Origin of the sequence: Denitromonas iodatirespirans, assembly GCF_018524365.1 — a bacterium.
GTDB lineage: Bacteria > Pseudomonadota > Gammaproteobacteria > Burkholderiales > Rhodocyclaceae > Nitrogeniibacter > Nitrogeniibacter iodatirespirans.
This window is the reverse complement of the sequence record NZ_JAEKFT010000029.1, coordinates 23,825-40,900: the sequence shown is the minus strand read 5'-3', so window position 1 is coordinate 40,900 and position 17,076 is coordinate 23,825. Positions and strand designations below refer to the sequence as shown.

16 protein-coding genes are annotated in these 17,076 nt (G+C 68.2%); 11 read left to right on the top strand and 5 right to left on the bottom strand.

Annotated elements, in window-relative coordinates:
* Window positions 1-17: 17 nt before the first annotated feature.
* Window positions 18-1,064 carry a CAF17-like 4Fe-4S cluster assembly/insertion protein YgfZ gene (ygfZ, locus tag I8J34_RS19745; RefSeq protein WP_214363355.1) on the bottom strand — a complete coding sequence of 349 codons (1,047 nt, stop codon included), beginning with the start codon at window positions 1,062-1,064 and terminating at the stop codon, window positions 18-20.
* A gap of 132 nt (window positions 1,065-1,196) precedes the next feature.
* Here ygfZ and mltG point away from each other — a divergent pair, with 132 nt between their 5' ends.
* Genes mltG through I8J34_RS19715 form a run of 6 tightly spaced genes read left to right on the top strand, consistent with a single transcriptional unit; the run spans window position 1,197 to window position 5,714 of the window.
* On the top strand, window positions 1,197-2,210 hold the full coding sequence (gene mltG, locus I8J34_RS19740) for an endolytic transglycosylase MltG (protein ID WP_214363354.1): 1,014 nt from the start codon (window positions 1,197-1,199) through the stop codon (window positions 2,208-2,210).
* Window positions 2,207-2,839 (top strand): dTMP kinase, encoded by a 633-nt coding sequence (gene tmk, locus I8J34_RS19735; protein ID WP_214363353.1) that lies wholly within the window; start codon window positions 2,207-2,209, stop codon window positions 2,837-2,839. The genes mltG and tmk overlap by 4 nt, the downstream gene beginning before the upstream one ends.
* Window positions 2,836-3,882: a DNA polymerase III subunit delta' gene (gene holB / locus I8J34_RS19730; protein WP_214363352.1), complete on the top strand. Its 1,047-nt coding sequence runs from the start codon at window positions 2,836-2,838 to the stop codon at window positions 3,880-3,882. The genes tmk and holB overlap by 4 nt, the downstream gene beginning before the upstream one ends.
* Window positions 3,879-4,238, top strand: a complete 360-nt coding sequence (locus tag I8J34_RS19725; RefSeq protein ID WP_214363351.1) for a PilZ domain-containing protein — start codon at window positions 3,879-3,881, stop codon at window positions 4,236-4,238. Before holB ends, I8J34_RS19725 begins: the two co-directional genes overlap by 4 nt.
* A 3-nt stretch (window positions 4,239-4,241) precedes the next feature.
* On the top strand, window positions 4,242-5,006 hold the full coding sequence (locus I8J34_RS19720; protein ID WP_214363350.1) for a TatD family hydrolase: 765 nt from the start codon (window positions 4,242-4,244) through the stop codon (window positions 5,004-5,006).
* 6 nt (window positions 5,007-5,012) lie between these two features.
* Window positions 5,013-5,714: an ankyrin repeat domain-containing protein gene (locus I8J34_RS19715; protein WP_214363349.1), complete on the top strand. Its 702-nt coding sequence runs from the start codon at window positions 5,013-5,015 to the stop codon at window positions 5,712-5,714.
* Between the two features lie 17 nt (window positions 5,715-5,731).
* Here the strand turns inward: I8J34_RS19715 and I8J34_RS19710 are convergent, their stop codons facing one another.
* Genes I8J34_RS19710 through I8J34_RS19700 form a run of 3 tightly spaced genes read right to left on the bottom strand, consistent with a single transcriptional unit; the run spans window position 5,732 to window position 8,829 of the window.
* A complete protein-coding gene (locus I8J34_RS19710; RefSeq protein WP_214363348.1) occupies window positions 5,732-6,109 on the bottom strand; it encodes a winged helix-turn-helix domain-containing protein in 378 nt (125 codons plus the stop codon).
* Window positions 6,110-6,124: 15 nt separating this feature from the next.
* Window positions 6,125-7,816, bottom strand: a complete 1,692-nt coding sequence (recJ, locus tag I8J34_RS19705; protein WP_214363347.1) for a single-stranded-DNA-specific exonuclease RecJ — start codon at window positions 7,814-7,816, stop codon at window positions 6,125-6,127.
* Window positions 7,813-8,829, bottom strand: coding sequence for a hypothetical protein (locus I8J34_RS19700; protein ID WP_214363346.1), 1,017 nt, complete (start codon window positions 8,827-8,829; stop codon window positions 7,813-7,815). The genes recJ and I8J34_RS19700 overlap by 4 nt, the downstream gene beginning before the upstream one ends.
* 137 nt (window positions 8,830-8,966) lie before the next feature.
* Here I8J34_RS19700 and I8J34_RS19695 point away from each other — a divergent pair, with 137 nt between their 5' ends.
* The 3 genes from I8J34_RS19695 (at window position 8,967) to I8J34_RS19685 (ending at window position 13,119) form a co-directional block, all read left to right on the top strand.
* Window positions 8,967-10,220, top strand: a complete 1,254-nt coding sequence (locus tag I8J34_RS19695) for a lipoprotein-releasing ABC transporter permease subunit (RefSeq protein ID WP_214363345.1) — start codon at window positions 8,967-8,969, stop codon at window positions 10,218-10,220.
* Window positions 10,213-10,893: a lipoprotein-releasing ABC transporter ATP-binding protein LolD gene (gene lolD / locus I8J34_RS19690; RefSeq protein WP_214363344.1), complete on the top strand. Its 681-nt coding sequence runs from the start codon at window positions 10,213-10,215 to the stop codon at window positions 10,891-10,893. The genes I8J34_RS19695 and lolD overlap by 8 nt, the downstream gene beginning before the upstream one ends.
* A 204-nt stretch (window positions 10,894-11,097) precedes the next feature.
* Window positions 11,098-13,119, top strand: coding sequence for a methyl-accepting chemotaxis protein (locus I8J34_RS19685; protein ID WP_214363343.1), 2,022 nt, complete (start codon window positions 11,098-11,100; stop codon window positions 13,117-13,119).
* 36 nt (window positions 13,120-13,155) lie between these two features.
* Here I8J34_RS19685 and I8J34_RS19680 read toward each other — a convergent pair whose 3' ends face one another.
* Complete coding sequence (locus I8J34_RS19680) at window positions 13,156-13,722, bottom strand: DUF2062 domain-containing protein (RefSeq protein ID WP_214363342.1); 567 nt, start codon at window positions 13,720-13,722, stop codon at window positions 13,156-13,158.
* A gap of 68 nt (window positions 13,723-13,790) precedes the next feature.
* Here I8J34_RS19680 and I8J34_RS19675 point away from each other — a divergent pair, with 68 nt between their 5' ends.
* Entirely contained in the window at window positions 13,791-16,142 is a 2,352-nt protein-coding gene (locus tag I8J34_RS19675; protein ID WP_214363341.1) for a DNA internalization-related competence protein ComEC/Rec2, read from the top strand.
* An 11-nt stretch (window positions 16,143-16,153) separates the two neighbouring features.
* On the top strand, window positions 16,154-17,059 hold the full coding sequence (locus tag I8J34_RS19670) for an alpha/beta fold hydrolase (protein ID WP_214363340.1): 906 nt from the start codon (window positions 16,154-16,156) through the stop codon (window positions 17,057-17,059).
* Window positions 17,060-17,076: the final 17 nt, after the last annotated feature.

Sequence of the window (17,076 nt, the reverse complement as noted above, 5' to 3'; positions counted from 1 at the left end):
CAGCCGTGCCGGCGTGCTCATGCGCCCCGTTGCACGGGCTCGAGCGTGTAGGGCAGGGTGGCGAGCCGCAGCTTGGGGCCGTCGGTCGCGCCAAGATGGATCTCGCCGGCCTCGGCGGCCTGCATCTGCAACACCGCCAAGGCTTCGAAACCGCCATTGGGCGACGGCACGACGGTGACCAGCTTGCCCACCGACTGGCTGTCGAAGGCCGGGGCGTACAGCTCGTCGCCGGTGTGCGGCGCGGCGCTGGCCGGGGCGGTCAGGCGGTACATGCGCTTCTTGAGCTTGCCCAGATACTGGGTGCGCGCGACGATCTCCTGGCCGGGATAGCAGCCCTTCTGGAAGTTCACCCCGCCGATCAATTCATAGTTGAGCATCTGGGCGACAAAGTCGTCCTGCGTCTGCTCGGTTACCATCGGGATGCCGGCCTGCACGTCCAGCCATTGCCAGGCCAGGGTCGTGGCGGGCGCCACGCCAAGCGTGCCGAGCGCGGTCCAGATGTCGGCCATGCGCTCGGCCGGGGCGTCGATGAGTGCGCGCCGGGCGTCGAGGCGAATCACCGTGATGCCCTCGCGGCTGACGGTGCGCATCGGCGCCGCCGGCACCGGCAGCTTGGCGCCGCCGAGACGCTCCGACAAGGTGGCGCTGCTGAGGCCGAGCAGCGCGCGACCGCCGCGACCGTCCGCGAGCTTGACCTTGCTGCGCAGCACATACATCGACAGCTTCTTGAGCAGCGCGGGGTGCAGATCGGCGGACAGCGCCAGGCGGTAGCCGGCCTCGCCGTGCCACAGCAGCATGCTCGCCAGCATGCGCCCCTTGGGGCTGTTGAAGCTGGTCCACTGGGCCGCGTCGCGGGCGAGTTTCTTGACGTCGTTGGAAAACAGGCTGTGCAGGAAGGCGGCGGCATCGTCGCCGACCGCGTCGATCAGCCCCAGATGGACCATCGGCACCATGATGTCGCCATCGCGTGCGCGCACGATGTCGACAGCGGGTTTGGCTCGGCACACGGCGTCGCCTTCGAGGTGCAGATCGGAGGATGCGAGAAGTTGTGTCCAGAGGTCCATGATGGTCTGTATGCGCTCGGTGCCGGAATGAATGCGATATTATAGGGCGCTCTGCGCGTCGGCATCTTTCCGCCGCGCTTTTCCTTTCTGTTGCGCTTGAACCGCCGGGGCCGCAACGCCCGGCCGCTGCCGATGAAAAAACGCCTGATCCTGTTGGCCCTGATCTTGCCGGTGCTGGTCATCGCTGCCGCCGCGATGTCGCTGGTGTGGTACATCGACCAGCCCTTGAGCGTGGTCGGCGAGCGTGTCGAAGTGCAGGTGCCGCGCGGCGCGAGCATGCGCCAGGCGGCCCGCGCGGTGGCCGAGGGCGGCGTGTCGGTGAGCCCGGCCACGCTCTACTGGTTCGCGCGCCTGGGCGGGCATGCGCATCGCATCAAGGCGGGCAGCTATGTCTTCGAAAACGGTGTGTCGCCGCGCCAGATCGTCGAGAAGCTGGTGCGCGGCGACGTGGTGCTGCAAAGCCTGGCGCTGATCGAAGGCTGGACCTTCCGCCAGATGCGCGCGGCGCTCGACGCGCATCCCGATCTGCAACACGACAGCCGCGACATGGACGAAGACACGCTGTTGCGTCAGATCGGCGCCGCCGAGACAAACGCCGAGGGCCTGTTCTTTCCCGATACTTACCACTTCGAGCGGGGCACCTCGGACCTCGACGTGCTGCGTCGCGCCTACGGCCAGATGCAGTCGCGGCTGAACGATCTGTGGGCCAAGCGCGCCGAGGGCTTGCCGTTCGATTCGCCCTACCAGGCGCTGATTCTGGCCTCGATCGTCGAGAAGGAAACCGGCAAGGGCGACGACCGCCCCCTGATTGCCTCGGTGTTCATCAACCGCCTGCGTATCGGCATGCTGCTGCAGACCGACCCGACCGTAATCTACGGCATCGGCCACACCTTCGACGGCAATCTGCGCCGCCGCGATCTCGAGCGCGATTCGCCCTACAACACCTACACCCGCCCGGGCTTGCCGCCGACGCCGATCGCCATGCCCGGCGAGGCGGCCATCGAAGCGGTGCTCAATCCGGCGCACTCGGAGTTCTACTATTTCGTCGCCCGGGGCGACGGCAGCTCCCAGTTCTCGCGCAATCTGAACGAACACAACCGAGCGGTGCGCCAGTTCCAACTGCAGCAAAAAGGCAAGGGATCATGAGCGCGACGCGCACCCCCGCGCGATTCATCACCTTCGAAGGCATCGACGGCGCGGGCAAGAGCAGCCAGATCGCCGCGGCCTGCGCCTGGCTCCAAGCACGCGACATCGGCCTGGAGCAGACACGCGAACCTGGCGGTACGCCGCTGGGCGAGCAACTGCGCGCACTGCTGCTGCATGAGGCCATGGATATCGAGACCGAGGCGCTGCTGATGTTCGCCGCCCGGCGCGAGCATCTGGCACAGCGCATCGCACCGGCCATGGCGGCCGGACGCTGGGTAGTGTCGGACCGCTTCAGCGACGCGACCTATGCCTACCAAGTCGGCGGCCGCGGACTCGACGCAGTCAAATTCGCCGCGCTCGAAGCCTGGGTGCACCCGGGCTTCCAGCCCGACCTGACCTTTCTCTTCGATCTCGACCCGGCCATCGCCGCCGCCCGCGTGGCCGGCACCGGCGCCGCACCGGACCGCTTCGAGCGCGAGCAGCAGGACTTCTTCTTGCGTGTCCGCGATGCCTATCTGGAGCGCGCCGCGGCGATGCCGGGGCGCTTCTGCGTGATCGATGCCAGCCGCACGCCGGCCGACATCGCCGCGACCATCACCGCCACGCTGGCCGGGCGCTTCTTCGCATGATCCACACCTGGCATCGCGACCTGTGGGCCCGCTTGATCGCCACCGGCGCCCGCCGTGCCCACGCCATCCTGCTGGCCGGCTTGCCGGGGCAGGGCAAGCGGGTGTTCGCCGAAGCCTATGCCGCCCATCTGCTGTGCGCCACGCCAGCCGCCGACGGCCTGGCCTGCGGGGTTTGTGCGGGTTGCCGCCTGCGCCTGTCCGGCAATCATCCCGACCTGCGCCGCCTGGTGCCGGAAGCCGATCAGGCCGAGGCCGCCGACCCCGCACCTGCCAGCAAGGCCAAGCCGTCCAGCCAGATCGTCATCGACCAGGTGCGCCAGTTGCGCGAGCAACTGACCGTCACCGGCCACCAATCGGGTGAGCGGGTGGTGATCATCGATCCGGCCGAGGCCATGAACGGCAACACCGCCAACGCCCTGCTCAAGCTGCTCGAAGAGCCGCCGGAGCACACCGTGTTCGTCCTCGTCTCCTCGGCGCCGCGCCGCTTGCTGCCGACCATCCGCAGCCGTTGCCAGCAATGGGATTTTGCTCGCCCGGACGCCGCTGCGGCCCTGGACTGGCTCCAGCACAGTAGCGAAGGCGCCGACGCCGGCCTGCTGGCGCTGACCGGCGGCATGCCGCTGGCCGCCGCCCAACTGGCCGCCAGCGACGGCGCCGCCATGCGTCAGCGCTTTGTCGACGATCTGGGCCGCATCGGGCGCAAGGACCCGCTGATGCTCGCCGGCGACTGGGAGGCCTGGCTGCGCAGCAAGGAGGCGGTGGCCGCCGGCTTCGATCTGCCGCGTCTGGCCGACTGGATGCTGCGCTGGATGTGGGATCTGTGCGCCACGCTGCTGGGCGCCCGGGCGCGCTACTTTCCGGACTGCCAGGCGCAGTTCGACCGCTGTGCCGCCGGGGCCGATCAAGCCGTCATGCTCGACTGCTACAATGCCCTGGTGCAGATTCGCCGGGTGGTCAAGCACCCGTTGAACCCCAGGTTGTTGATCGAAGACATGTTGCTGCGGTACGCGCGTGCCGTCAGCCGACCCGGAGGTCGTTCATGAACAAACCCGCTGCCGCCGCCCGTCCGGGCGTGATGTCGCTGAACATCAATTCCAAGTCGGCGCTGTACGCCGCCTACATGCCGTTTCTGAAAAACGGCGGCATCTTCATCCCCACCAACCGCGACTACAAGCTCGGCGACGAAGTCTTCATGCTCCTGCAATTGATGGAAGACCCGGCCAAGCATGCGGTGGCGGGCAAGGTGGTGTGGATCACGCCGCACGGCGTGCAGGGCGGCAAGACCCAGGGCGTCGGCGTGCATTTCGCGGATGACGACGCCAGCAAGCTGCTGCGCGGGCGCATCGAAACCATCCTGGCCGGCCACCTGGGTTCCAACCGGCCGACGCATACCCTCTGAGCCATGTTCGTCGATTCTCACTGCCACCTCGATTTCCCCGAGCTGACCGAACGCCAGGACGAGATCCTCGCCCTGATGGCGCAAAACGCCGTGTCGCTGGCGCTGTGCGTCAGCGTCAAGCTCGAGACTTTTCCGCGCGTGCTGGCACTGGCCGAGGCGCACCCGCACCTCTATGCCTCGGTCGGTGTGCATCCGGACAACCAGGAATGCGAAGAGCCCGATGTCGACCGCCTGCTGGCACTGGCGGCCCATCCGCGCGTGGTGGCCATCGGCGAGACCGGGCTGGACTACTACTGGCACAAGGACCGCCCCGAGTGGCAACGGGTGCGCTTTCGCACCCACATCCAGGCCGCCCATGCCTGCAACAAGCCGCTGATCATCCACACCCGCGACTCGGCCGACGACACCCTGCGCCTGATGCGCGAGGAGAAGGCCTCGGTGCCTGGCGGGGTGATGCATTGTTTTACCGAAACCCGCGAGGTGGCCGAAGCGGCGCTCGACATGGGGTTCTACATTTCCTTCTCCGGCATCGTCACCTTCAAGAACGCCAAGGCCTTGAAGGAGGTGGCGCGCTACGTGCCGCTGGACCGGATGCTGATCGAAACCGACTCGCCGTATCTCGCGCCGGTGCCCCATCGCGGCAAACAGAATGAACCCGGCTTCGTCAAACATGTCGCAGAGCACATCGCCGAATTGCGCGGCGTGCCGGTCGAAACCATTGCACGGCAGACGACCGACAACTTCATGACATTGTTCGATATCGTGTGAGGCCCCATGCTTTTCATCAAACGCGCCGCCCTCGTGGCGCTTGTTCTGACCGCCGCTAGCCAAGCACAGGCCGGTGCCTACGACGACGCCATCAATGCCGCCCGGATGGGCGATACCAACACGCTGAGCGGCCTGATCCGTCAGGGGCTGGAAGCCGACACCGTCGACGCCAGCGGCAATACCTTGCTGATGCTCGCCGCGCGTGAGGGGCAAGTCGCGGTGGTGGATCTGCTGCTGCGCGGCGGTGCGCGCAGCAGCCGGCGCAATGCCGCCGGCGACAGTGCGCTGATGATGGCGGTGCTCAAGGGGCATGAGCCGATCGTCGAGCGCCTGCTGGCGGCCGGCGCACCGCTCAACCACGATGGGTGGACGCCGCTGGTCTACGCGGCCTTCGAAGGTCGTACAGAGATTGCCCGGAAGCTGCTCGATCGCGGCGCACAGATCGATCAGCGCGCGCCCAACCAGGCCACGGCCTTGATGTTCGCGGCCCGCAACGGGCATATCGATACCGTCAGGCTGCTGCTCGACCGCGGCGCCGATGCCACGCTGGTGAACGACCAGCAGCGCACCGCCTACAGCTGGGCTTTGGAAAACGGCAACACCGATATCGCCGAACTGATCGCCCGCCGGGTGCCCGCGGCCGCCAAGGCGCCGGCCAAGCCCGCTCAGGAGACCAAGCCGGGCACGATGCGCATCCAGATCGAGTAGGCGCGCTCAGCGCCGGTTCAGCGCGAGGACTCTTCCGGCAGATCCGGCCGGTCGCGCAGGCTCGGGCGCATGGCGTCGAACAGTCCCTCGAGCGCGCCGTCGGCGGCCGCCTCCATGGCCCGATACTGGCGCAGCACCTCGTAACCCGCTTCCGACACCTCGGCACCACCGCCGCGTTTTCCGCCGGTCACGGTCAGCACCAGTGGCTGGCGAAAGCAGCGGTTCATGGCATCGACCAGCGCCCAAGCGCGGGTGTAAGACATGCCCATCTCCCGTGCCGCCGCCGAGATCGAACCGTGCCGGCCGATGGCTTCGAGCAGCGAGGCCTTGCCCGGGCCGAGCGCGATCTTGTCGTCGAGCATGATGCGGACTTGGTAGCGCAGGCGGGCGGTCATGGCGGGGTTGGGATCTCAGGCCGGTTCGATGTGTTCAAGCATCAACTGCACGGAGCTTACGCCATTGTATTCATTCACCGCCAGACGGTAGGCGGCGCGGATCTCGGCCGGCACGGGTTCGGCATGGTTGAAGAAGATGGCTTCGAAACGGCTGCCGCTCTTGCGCAGCGAGAGCTTGAGGTGGCGGTCCTTGAGCAGGCGCTGGCGTTCGACCTCGAACACGTCGTCGAACACCGGCGCCGGAAAACCCTGTCCCCAGATCGCATGTTCCAGCCGGCGGGCCATGTCCAGCGTCATGTAGCCGGTCTCAAGCGGGCCGTCGGTTTCGAGTCGGCGGGTGAGATCGGCCGGGTCGATAAGCGCCTTGACCACGGCGTCGAAGGTCGCGGCGAAGCGCTCGAAGTCTTCCGCGCGCAGCGTCAGGCCGGCGGCCATGGCATGCCCGCCGAACTTGAGGATCAGGTCCGGCATCTGTTTGCTGACCAGGTCGAGCGCATCGCGCAGGTGCAGCCCGGCAATCGAGCGGCCCGAGCCCTTGATCTGCCCCTCGTCGCCCGGCGCGAAGGCAATCACCGGGCGGTGGAATTTCTCCTTGATGCGCCCGGCCACGATGCCGATCACGCCCTGGTGCCAGGCCGGCTCGAAGAGCGCGATGCTGGCGCGTTCGCCGGGGTCGAAACCGTCGAGCGCCTGCAGGGCGTCGGACTGCATGTCGGCTTCGATGCTGCGCCGCTCGCGATTGAGGCGGTCGAGGTCCTGGGCGATGTTCATGGCACGCGCCATGTCGTCGGTGATCAGGCATTCGATGCCCAGCGACATGTCGGCCAGTCGGCCGGCGGCGTTGAGGCGCGGCCCGAGGCCGAAGCCCATGTCGAAGGTGCTGGCGCGGTTGGCGTCGCGACCGGCGGCGCTGAACAGCGCACGCACGCCGGCGCACATCTGCCCGGCACGCATGCGCGCCAGCCCCTGTGAGACGAGGACGCGGTTGTTGTGATCGAGCGGCACCACGTCGGCCACGGTGCCGAGCGCGACCAGATCGAGCAAAGTGGCCAGGTTGGGCCCCTTGCCGTCGGCGAAGGCGCCGCGCTGGCGCAGTTCGGCGCGCAGCGCCAGCAGCGTGTAGAACATCACGCCGACACCGGCCAGCGCCTTGCTGGGAAAGGCGCAGCCCGGCTGGTTGGGATTGACGATCACGTCGGCGGCCGGCAGCGTGTCGCCCGGCAGGTGATGGTCGGTGATCAGCGTGGCGATGCCCAGCGAGCGGGCTTCTTCGACGCCGTCGACGCTGGCGATGCCGTTGTCCACCGTGATCAAGAGGTCGGGCTCGCTCTGCGCGGCGAGCTGGACGATGGCCGGCGTCAGGCCATAGCCGTATTCGAAGCGGTTGGGCACCAGGTAGGCCACCTCGGCGCCCATGGCGCGCAGCCCGCGCACGGCCACGGCGCAGGCGGTGGCGCCGTCGCAGTCGTAGTCGGCCACCACCAGCATCCGCGCGCCGGCCTCGATGGCATCGGCGAGCAGGATGGCGGCCTCGGCGGCGCCCTGCAGCTGGGTGGGCGGCAGCAAGGTGGCGAGGCTGTCGTCGAGTTCGCGAGTCGATGCGATGCCACGCGCGGCATACAGGCGGGCGAGGGTGGGGTGGAGGCCGGCCTCGGCCAGCCGGCGGACGGTGGCCTGATTGGCCTGGCGAGGCACGATGCGTGTCATGGATGGCAGCTCAGGGTGAAGGCTTCGAGGGATTGCGGCGCGCGCCAGAAGCGCCAGCGCTGGCTGAGGCCGAGCGTCAGTTGCACACCGCCGCGCTCGTCGGGCACCGTCAGTGTCAGCGTCTTCAGGGCGCCGCGCTTCAACGCCGCGAGTGCCGGTGCGAACCAGTGCTGTTCGAGTGCGCGCAGGGCCTGCTGCCAGGGGTCGAGATCCAGATACAGGCTGGGATGGTAGGCGGCGGACAGTTCCACCAGCGCATCGGCAGAGGCCAGTTGCTCGAAGGCCCCCGGCACGAGCGGTTCGACCCCGCCGGCGCGGGCCATGCCGCGCACCAGCGGCGAGTCGGCGGCAATCTGGGTGAGGGGCGCGCTCAGTGCGGCGGGCTGCGGTCCGGCGCCCCAGAACCAGACGTTGTTGACCGGGCGCTGGCCGCGGGCTTCGCGCGCCTGGTTGAGCGGGTGGTTGTGCAGCACCACCTGGATTTCGTTCATGGTGCGCTGCCAGACGAGGGCGTCGCCGCCCGCGGGCAGAAAATGCACGATCGGCCGGCTGGTGACCGCCGACAGCGGCGACAGGTGTGCTGTCGGCGGTGTGTGCGGATGCAGATACCAGCGCTCAGGCGCGGGTGCTTCGAAACGGCCGATGTCTGCGAACTCCGCGTTCAGCGTGTCGACCATCGCGTCGGCTTCCTCGCGTGCGATGGCCAGTTCGCCGGCATCGGTGAGCAGCAGGTATTCGCTGGCGAAGTGCAGATGGGTCGGGTCGGCGCACAGCAGCGGCGTGTCGCGACGCAGCGCATCGGCCTCGCCCAGGCGGCGCAGCGGGGCGTCGCCGATCGTGTCATCGATGCCGAACAGGCGGCGCCAGGTTTGTTCGGGCGTGCCGGCTGGCAGGCGCTCGTGATGGGCGCGGCCGAGAATATGCGACAGGGCGGGCAGGTCGAGGCCGCTGGCGAAGCCGCGCGCCTGGGCGCTGGGCCACAGCAGGCCGGGGGTGACGAGGTGCAGGTGCATGAGTGGTGACCCGATGGCAGGCGCCGAGTTTAGCATGCAGGGCCAGGGCGTTCGGCCCGCCGCCCTGCGCGTTTCATCGCATCGTTGGCCGACATTGGGCACAATGGCGGCCTTGCTGATTCGAGGCCGATTGCCCGATGCGATATGAAACGCTCATCGGTTTGCGCTACACCCGCTCGCAAAAGCGGGCGCAGGGGCGCAACCGGTTCATTTCCTTCATTTCCCTGGTGTCGATGTTGGGCACCGCGCTGGGCGTGGCGGCGCTGATCGTCGTGCTGTCGGTGATGAACGGCTTCCAGGAAGAGTTGCGCACGCGCATCCTCGGCGTTGCCTCGCATGCCCAGGTCACCGCGGCCTCGGGCGACATGGACAACTGGCAGCAGGCCGCGCAGATCGCCGCCGGGCACCCGGATGTGCAGGGCACGGCGCCCTTCGTGCAGGCGCAGGGCATGCTCTCCTTCGACCAGAACGTGCGCGGCGTGATGGTGCGCGGCATCTTGCCCTCGGAAGAAGAGAAGGTGGCCGATTTCGCCAAGACCTTGCGCGTCGGCCGGCTCGATGCGCTGCAGCCGGGCAGCTTCGGCATCGTGCTCGGCATCGATCTGGCGCGCGCGCTGGGCGCACGCGCCGGCGACAAGGTGACGCTGATCGCCCCGCAGGGGCTGGTGACGCCGGCCGCCGTGCTGCCGCGGCTCAAGCAATTCACCGTGGTGGGGATTTTCGAGGCCGGCATGTACGAGTTCGATGCCGGTCTGGCGCTGATCCACCTCAACGACGCGCAGGTGCTCTACCGCATGGGCGACGGGGTCAGCGGCGTGCGCCTGAAGCTCGACGACTTGTTCGCTGCGCCGCGCGTGATCCGCGAGCTGGCCAACCAGTTCGACGCGCGTACCTTGCTGTCCGACTGGACCAGCAGCCATGCCAATTTCTTCCGCGCCGTGGCGCTGGAGAAGACGATGATGACCATCATCCTGTTCCTGATCGTCGCCGTGGCCGCCTTCAACATCGTGTCCACGCTGGTGATGGCGGTGCAGGAAAAATATGCCGACATCGCCATCCTGCGCACCCTGGGCGCCAGCCCGGGCTCGATCATGAGCATCTTCATCCTGCAGGGCGCCATCATCGGCGTGGTCGGCCTGGTGGCCGGTGTGGCCGGCGGTATCGCGCTGGCGACCAATCTCGATGTGGTGATCCCGGCGCTCGAGCGCCTGCTCGGCACCACCTTGTGGAACAAGGAGATCTACTACGTGACCGAGATGCCCTCCAAGGTGCTGCCGGCCGATGTCATCACCATCGTCACCGTGTCTTTCGTGCTGACGCTGATCGCCACGCTGTATCCGAGCTGGCGTGCCTCGCGCGTGAATCCGGCGGAGGCCCTGCGCTATGAATAAGGCGACGTCGGTGGTGGCCTGCGAAGGGCTGTCGAAGCGTTTTCGCGAAGGTAACGATGCGGTCCAGGTGCTGCGTGAGGTGGCCTTGAGCGTGGCCCCCGGCGAGCGGGTGGCGATCGTCGGGGCCTCGGGCTCGGGCAAGAGCACCTTGCTGCATCTGCTCGGCGGGCTCGATACGCCGTCGGCCGGCCAGGTGAGCATCAACGGGGAGGACGTCTCGCGCCTGTCGGACGCCGCACGCGGGCGCTTGCGCAATCGGGCACTGGGTTTCGTGTATCAGTTCCATCACCTGCTGCCCGAATTCACCGCGCTGGAAAACGTCGCCATGCCGCTCTACATCCGGCGCCTGCCGCGCGCCGAGGCCGACGCCCAGGCGGCGGCCATGCTCGACAAGGTGGGCCTGGGGCACCGGCTGGACCACACCCCGGGCGAGCTGTCCGGCGGCGAGCGCCAGCGGGCCGCGATTGCCCGTGCGCTGGTGACGCGCCCGGCCTGCGTGCTGGCCGACGAGCCGACCGGCAACCTCGACAGCAAGACCGCCGGTGCGGTGTTCGACCTGATGCTCGAACTCAACGCCGCCGAGGGCACCAGCTTCATCATCGTGACCCATGACGTGACGCTGGCCGAGCGGGTGGGGCGGGTGCTGACGCTGTCCGACGGACGTCTGGGCTGACCTTCGTATCATGCCCCCGGCGGGCCGGGATCGTCCGCCGGGGCCGCCATTGGGCGCTTGCATGTCAAACGCCGGGCGTGCGCCTCTCGGTCGTTGGTGATAGTCGATGATGCGGCGCATGCTGCATCGCAACCGATTGGCTAAAGCCAGGCCGAATTGTGACGTGAATAGCCCTCGTATGTTCACCACTGTCCGGAGACAGTCATGCGAGTCCTGTTCGCTCCCGCTGTACGTCTGCTGAACCACCTGCGTTACACCACCAAGTTCCTGTTGATCGGTGGGGTGGCGGCACTCGCCTCGAGCTTCCTGCTGCTTCAGGTCTATACCGAGGCCCAGGTCTCCCGCAACATGACGGCGCACGAGCTGTCCGGTCTGCAGGTCTTCGACAGCAGCCTGAAGGCGCTCACCCTGATGCAGCAGCACCGGGGCATGACCTCCGGCCTGCTCGGCGGCGACCAGAGTCTGGCGCCGAAGGTTGCGGAACTGGCCGGCAAGGTCGATCAGGCGGTGGCCGCCATGGACGCCGCGCTGGCCGGGCCGGGGGCCGACTTCGGCCTCGAGCGCCCCTGGGGCGACATCAAGACGCGTTGGGCACCGCTCAAGTCGGGCACGCCCAACGAACGGGGAGCCAATTTCAAGGCGCACACCCAGATGATCGAAGACATGCTGTCGCTGATCGGTGACATCGGCTCGAACTCGCGCCTGGCTTTCGATCCGGACGTGGATGCGGCCAACCTGGTCAGCGCCTTGATCAAGTCCGTGCCGGAGTTGTCCGAGCGGCTCGGGCGGCTGCGCGGCATGGGAACCGGCGTCATCGCGCGTGGCGTGCTGACGCTCGATGACGAGAAATCCATCGTCCGCCAACTGGGCCAGCTGGAGGTGACGCATGCCGAGCTGATAGACAGCTTCCGTCGTGCGGCTGGCCACAATCCGGAACTGTCGGGGCCGCTCAATCAGGCCGGGGAGGAGATCTCGGCGGCCTACAAAGCCTTGCGGGAGCTGACCCAGCAGCAGATCATCGACCAGAAATTCAGCGCCAAGCCCGAGGAATTCTTCGCCGTGGGCACCCAGGCCATCTCCAGCCTGATCGGCCACAGCGAGCGCACGCTGCTGCCGCGCACCACCGAACTGCTCGAGCATCGGGCCAGCCGGCTGACCCGGACGCTGGGCATTCAGATGGCGGTGTCCTTGATCGCCATCGTTGTCGCCGGCTACCTGTTGATCGGCATGTATCTGTCCATCGTCGGATCGGTGCACGAGCTGACGGCGGGGACCAAGCAGATGGCCGAGGGCGACTACACCACCCGGGTCGAGTTTTCGGCACGCGACGAGTTGTCGGACGTGGCCCATCAGTTCAACGACATGGCCCAGCGCCTCGCCGGGATCATCTCCCAGGTCAAACGCAGCGCGGAAGACCTGCGCGCGGCGGCCGCCGAGATGGCCGTGGGCTCCAACCAGGTGGCGACCGGCTCCGAGCGCCAGAGCGAAGCGGCGGCAAGCATGGCCGCCGCGGTCGAGCAGATGACGGTGAGCATCGACGAGATCAACCGTCATGCCCAGGTGGCCTCGAGCCAGAGTTCCGACTCCGGGCGCCTGTCGCAGGAAGGCGGGGATGTGGTGCGCCAGTCGGTGGTCGAGATGGAGCGCATCGCCGAGTCGGTGCATCAGGTGGCCACGGTCATCCGCGACCTGGGCGAGCAGTCGGGCAAGATTTCCACCATCGTCAATGCCATTCGCGAAATCGCCGAGCAGACCAATCTGCTGGCGCTGAACGCCGCCATCGAAGCGGCGCGGGCCGGAGAATCCGGCCGCGGGTTTGCCGTGGTCGCCGACGAGGTCCGCAAACTGGCCGAGCGCACCGCCAAGGCCACCGGCGAAATCACCAACATGGTCGAAGCCATCCAGACCGGGACGCAACGCGCCGTCGGCACCATGGAAAGCGGGGTGTCGCGGGTTCAGGAAGGGGTGGTGCTGACCAAGCGCGCCGGCGAATCGATGGAACAGATCAACTCCGGCGCCGCCAACGTGGTGGTGGCGGTCGAGGACATCTCCGCCGCCTTGCGCGAGCAGAGCGCCACCAGCACCGACATCGCCCGCAACGTCGAGGCGATCGCCCAGATGAGCGAGCAGAACAGCGCGGCGGTGCGGGCATCGGCGCGTACGGCCGAACGGCTCGAAGCCCTGGCCCGCTCGCTGAGCGACGAGGTGGCGCGCTTCAAGGTCTGAGCGTCTTTCGCTCATGCCCGCTCGGGGCGCGACCGGCTACGCGCCTGTCGCGCCCTTGTCTTTGGCGGCCGCACGCTTGCGTTGGCGTGCCCGCCAGGCCCGCACCAGATACCAACGCCAAGCCGCACGGACGGCGAAGTAGCCGGTCAGGGCCAGCCCGTTGGCCAACAGCAGCAGGCCGACCAGCAAGGGGTAGCCCAGGCCGGTGATCCACGCGGTCAGCGCGGTCAGCCATTCGCCCATCGACATGCCCCCGAATTCGGGCGGCGGCACGAACGTGCTGCCGCCGCCCACCAGGGCATTGCCGAGCGTGTAGGCGAGAAAATAAAGCGGGACGATGGTGAATGGGTTGGTGTAAAGGGTGCTGACCAGTGCCAGCGGTAGATTGACCCGAAAGACCACACAGCCGAGCGCGGCGCCAAGCATCTGGAACGGCCCGGGGATCAGCCCGCAGTACAGGCCGACCGCGACCGCGCCGGCGGCCGAGTGGCGGTTCAGGTGCCACAGGCTCGGATGCAGCAGGGTACTCTGCAACGGGCGCAGCCAGCGGTTGTTGTGCACGCTGGCGTGGTCGGGCAGGAAGCGTCTGAGGAACTTTCGCATGGTGTGTCGGCGCTATTTTACGCACAGCCTGCGTCGGCGCACCCGGAACACGCTAAAGTGCCGCCATTATGCAAATGGCAATTTTCGGCGTGTTGCTGGCGCTGCTCGCGGTTCAGCAGCGGGCGACGGTCTTGTCGCTCGGCGGCTGCGCGGCGCTGTTGGCCGCCGCGGCCATGCTGGCCATCGGCTATCGCCGGGTTTCGTCGCGTAGGGGGCGAGCATTCGCCTGCCTGGCGCTGGGCATCGCGGTCGGCTTCGCCTACGGCAGTGCGCGTGCGCACTGGCGCCTGGCCGACCAGCTCGATCCAGCACTCGACGGCGTCACCCTGTCGCTGGCCGGGCAGGTGCGCGGGCTGGTGCAACATCGTGCAGACGGCGTGCGTTTCGCGTTCGTGCCCGACGCCGGCGTTGCCGGTGTGCCGCGCCGGATCGCGGTGAGCTGGTATCCGGATGCCGCCGCGCCGATCCCCGCGCTCGCGCCCGGCCAGCCGGTGGTGCTGGAGCTGCGTCTCAAGCGCGTTCGTTCGCAGCGCAATCCGGGCGGTTTCGACTACGCCGGTCATCTCTTCGCCGAAGGCGTGGGGGCGCTGGGCTATGCGCGCACGGTCGAGCGCCTGGCCGCGCCCCCGGCCACCGACCTCGCGGCGCGGATCGACCGCTGGCGCGATGACATTCGCCGCCGTATCGCGGTGCTTGTCCCTCCCGACGCCGTCGGGGTGCTGACCGCCATGGCGGTCGGCGATCAGGGCGGGATCAGCGACACGCAATGGACCATTCTGCGCAATACCGGAACCGCCCACCTGGTCGCCATCTCGGGCCTGCATGTGTCGATCGTGGCAGCGCTCCTCGGGGGGCTGTGGGGATGGCTGTGGCGCCGTTTTCCGGCCGCGGTGCTGTGGCTGCCGGCGCAGCGGGCGAGTGTTGTGGCGGCGGCCCTGGCCGCCGTGGTCTACGGCGCGCTGGCCGGCTTCGGGGTGCCGGTGACCCGCAGCCTGCTGATGCTCCTGATCGTCTGTGCCGCCTGGATGAGCGCACGGCGCCCCACGCCCGGTCGCGTGCTGATGCTGGCCTTGCTCGGCGTCATGCTGTTCGACCCGTGGTGCGTGCTGGCCGCCGGGTTCTGGCTGTCGTTCGGCGCCGTCGCGGCACTGCTCCTGGTGCTGTCGGGGCGTCATGGTGTGCGCGGCCGGGTCGGCGCCTTCGCCGTCGCGCAGCTGTCCGTCACCTGCCTGACCGCCCCGGTGTTGCTGGTGTTGTTCGGGCAGATGTCACTGGTGTCGCCGCTGGCCAACGCGCTGGCGATTCCGCTGGTCAGCCTGGTGGTGGTGCCGCTGGTGCTGGCCGGCGCCGTCCTGCCGATCGACGGGCTGCTGTTGCTCGCCGCGCTGGTGATGGGCGTATTGATGGACATGCTGGCCTGGGCCGCCGCCTGGCCGTGGTCGGTATGGACCCGGGCGACGCCGCCGGTCGCGCTGGTGGTGCTGGCGCTGGCAGGCTCCGCCTGGGCCTTGTTGCCGCGTGGAACCCCATGGCGAACGCTGGGCTGGTTGGCCTGGTTACCGGCCTTGCTGTGGCTGCCGGCGCGCCCCGCACCGGGGACCTTCGAAGCGCGCGTACTGGATGTCGGGCAAGGCCTGGCCGTGCATGTGCGCACGGCGTCGCGCGACATGCTGTACGACAGCGGGCCGAGCTACTACCGGGGTGGCGATGCCGGAGCCCGGCATGTGCTGCCCTACTTGCAGGGCCTCGGGCTGCGGCAGCTGGATCTGATGGTGATTTCGCATGACGACAAGGATCATGCCGGCGGTGCGCGCAGTGTGCTGGCGGGCATCGATGTACAGGCGACAATTGCCGGCGAGGGCGTTCGGCTGGAAACGCCGGTGCCGGGCAGGCCTTGCCACGCCGGTGAGGGTTGGACATGGGACGGCGTGACCTTCCGCTTTTTGCACCCCGCATCGGGCGAGGCCTACCGCAAGGACAACGACCGCTCCTGCGTCCTGCACATCTCGACACAGTCGGGCGCCTTGCTGCTGCCCGGCGACATCGAGTCCCGCATCGAGCAACATCTTGCCGAACAGGGGCGCTGGCCGCCCAGTTCGGTGGTGGTGGCACCCCATCACGGCAGCCGCAGCTCGTCCAGCGACGCGCTGGTGGACGCGGCAGGTGCCCGCGCGGTGGTGTTCTCCAGCGCTCATGGCAATGCCTTTGGCCACCCGGCAGCCGCGGTGGTGGCGCGCTGGCAGGCTGCGGGGGCCGAGGTGTGGCGCACCGACACCCAGGGCGCGGTGTGGTTACGGATCGACAGCTCGGGCGTTCGCCTCGGCGCCGAAGCCGCCGAGAACCTGCGCTACTGGCACCCGCAACAGCTCTCGGCGGCTGCGGCCGATGCTAGACTGGAGACCGCTTCCCCCGCCGAATGAGCGATCGAAAAATGGACGTCCTGAAATCCCTGAGCGGCTGGTTCGGCGCGCCCCCCGCCGCGATGCGTCGACGGTCGGTGCAATGCGCCAGTGCCCACGGCTTGCACCGCATGGCCTATACGGAGTGGGGCGATCCGGCCAACCCGAATGTACTGGTGTGTGTCCATGGCCTGACCCGAAACGGCCGCGACTTCGACTTTCTGGCCGCCGCGCTGTCGCAGCGCTATCGCGTGGTCTGCCCGGACGTGGTCGGGCGCGGCCGCAGCGAATGGCTGAAGGTCAAGGCCGACTACGGTTTTCCGCAGTATGTGGCCGACATGGTGACGCTGATCGCGCGGCTCGATGTGCCGACGGTGCATTGGGTGGGCACCTCGATGGGTGGGATCATCGGCATGCTGTTGGCCGCCATGCCGGACACGCCGATCACCCGCCTGGTGCTCAACGATGTCGGCCCGATGATCACGGTCGAATCGATCCATCGCATCGCCGAGTATGTCGGCATGGCGCCGGTGTTCCCCGATTTGGGGGCGGCCGAGCGTTACATCCGCGAAGTGAGCGCCCCCTTCGGACCGCTCACCGATGCCCAGTGGCGGCATCTGACGGAGCATGCGGTCGGGCCGGTGGAGGGTGGGGTGGCGATGGTCTACGACCCGGGGATTGCCGTCCCGTTTCGCAAGTCACCGCTGGTCAAGGATGTCGACCTGTGGGAGGTGTACGACGCCATCCGCTGCCCGACGCTGCTGATTCGCGGCGCCGAATCGGATCTGCTGTTGCACACCACGGCGCAGGAGATGGCGCATCGCGGCCCGCGCGCCAAGCTGGTGGAGTTCGAAGGCATCGGCCATGCGCCGATGTTGCTCGACGGCCGCCAGATTGACGCGGTGAGTCAGTTCCTGCTGTCCGACCCGGGCGCCTGACCGGGGCAGGGCCCCGG

Bases quoted from the DNA above. Each gene is read 5' to 3' on its own strand.
- recJ (WP_214363347.1), bottom strand. From the start codon at position 7,816: ATGACACGCATCGTGCCTCGCCAGGCCAATCAGGCCACCGTCCGCCGG.
- I8J34_RS19710 (WP_214363348.1), bottom strand. From the start codon at position 6,109: ATGACCGCCCGCCTGCGCTACCAAGTCCGCATCATGCTCGACGACAAG.
- tmk (WP_214363353.1), top strand. From the start codon at position 2,207: ATGAGCGCGACGCGCACCCCCGCGCGATTCATCACCTTCGAAGGCATC.
- I8J34_RS19695 (WP_214363345.1), top strand. From the start codon at position 8,967: ATGCGATATGAAACGCTCATCGGTTTGCGCTACACCCGCTCGCAAAAG.
- mltG (WP_214363354.1), top strand. From the start codon at position 1,197: ATGAAAAAACGCCTGATCCTGTTGGCCCTGATCTTGCCGGTGCTGGTC.
- I8J34_RS19670 (WP_214363340.1), top strand. From the start codon at position 16,154: ATGGACGTCCTGAAATCCCTGAGCGGCTGGTTCGGCGCGCCCCCCGCC.
- I8J34_RS19715 (WP_214363349.1), top strand. From the start codon at position 5,013: ATGCTTTTCATCAAACGCGCCGCCCTCGTGGCGCTTGTTCTGACCGCC.
- I8J34_RS19725 (WP_214363351.1), top strand. From the start codon at position 3,879: ATGAACAAACCCGCTGCCGCCGCCCGTCCGGGCGTGATGTCGCTGAAC.
- I8J34_RS19685 (WP_214363343.1), top strand. From the start codon at position 11,098: ATGCGAGTCCTGTTCGCTCCCGCTGTACGTCTGCTGAACCACCTGCGT.
- I8J34_RS19675 (WP_214363341.1), top strand. From the start codon at position 13,791: ATGCAAATGGCAATTTTCGGCGTGTTGCTGGCGCTGCTCGCGGTTCAG.
- holB (WP_214363352.1), top strand. From the start codon at position 2,836: ATGATCCACACCTGGCATCGCGACCTGTGGGCCCGCTTGATCGCCACC.
- ygfZ (WP_214363355.1), bottom strand. From the start codon at position 1,064: ATGGACCTCTGGACACAACTTCTCGCATCCTCCGATCTGCACCTCGAA.
- I8J34_RS19700 (WP_214363346.1), bottom strand. From the start codon at position 8,829: ATGCACCTGCACCTCGTCACCCCCGGCCTGCTGTGGCCCAGCGCCCAG.
- lolD (WP_214363344.1), top strand. From the start codon at position 10,213: ATGAATAAGGCGACGTCGGTGGTGGCCTGCGAAGGGCTGTCGAAGCGT.
- I8J34_RS19680 (WP_214363342.1), bottom strand. From the start codon at position 13,722: ATGCGAAAGTTCCTCAGACGCTTCCTGCCCGACCACGCCAGCGTGCAC.
- I8J34_RS19720 (WP_214363350.1), top strand. From the start codon at position 4,242: ATGTTCGTCGATTCTCACTGCCACCTCGATTTCCCCGAGCTGACCGAA.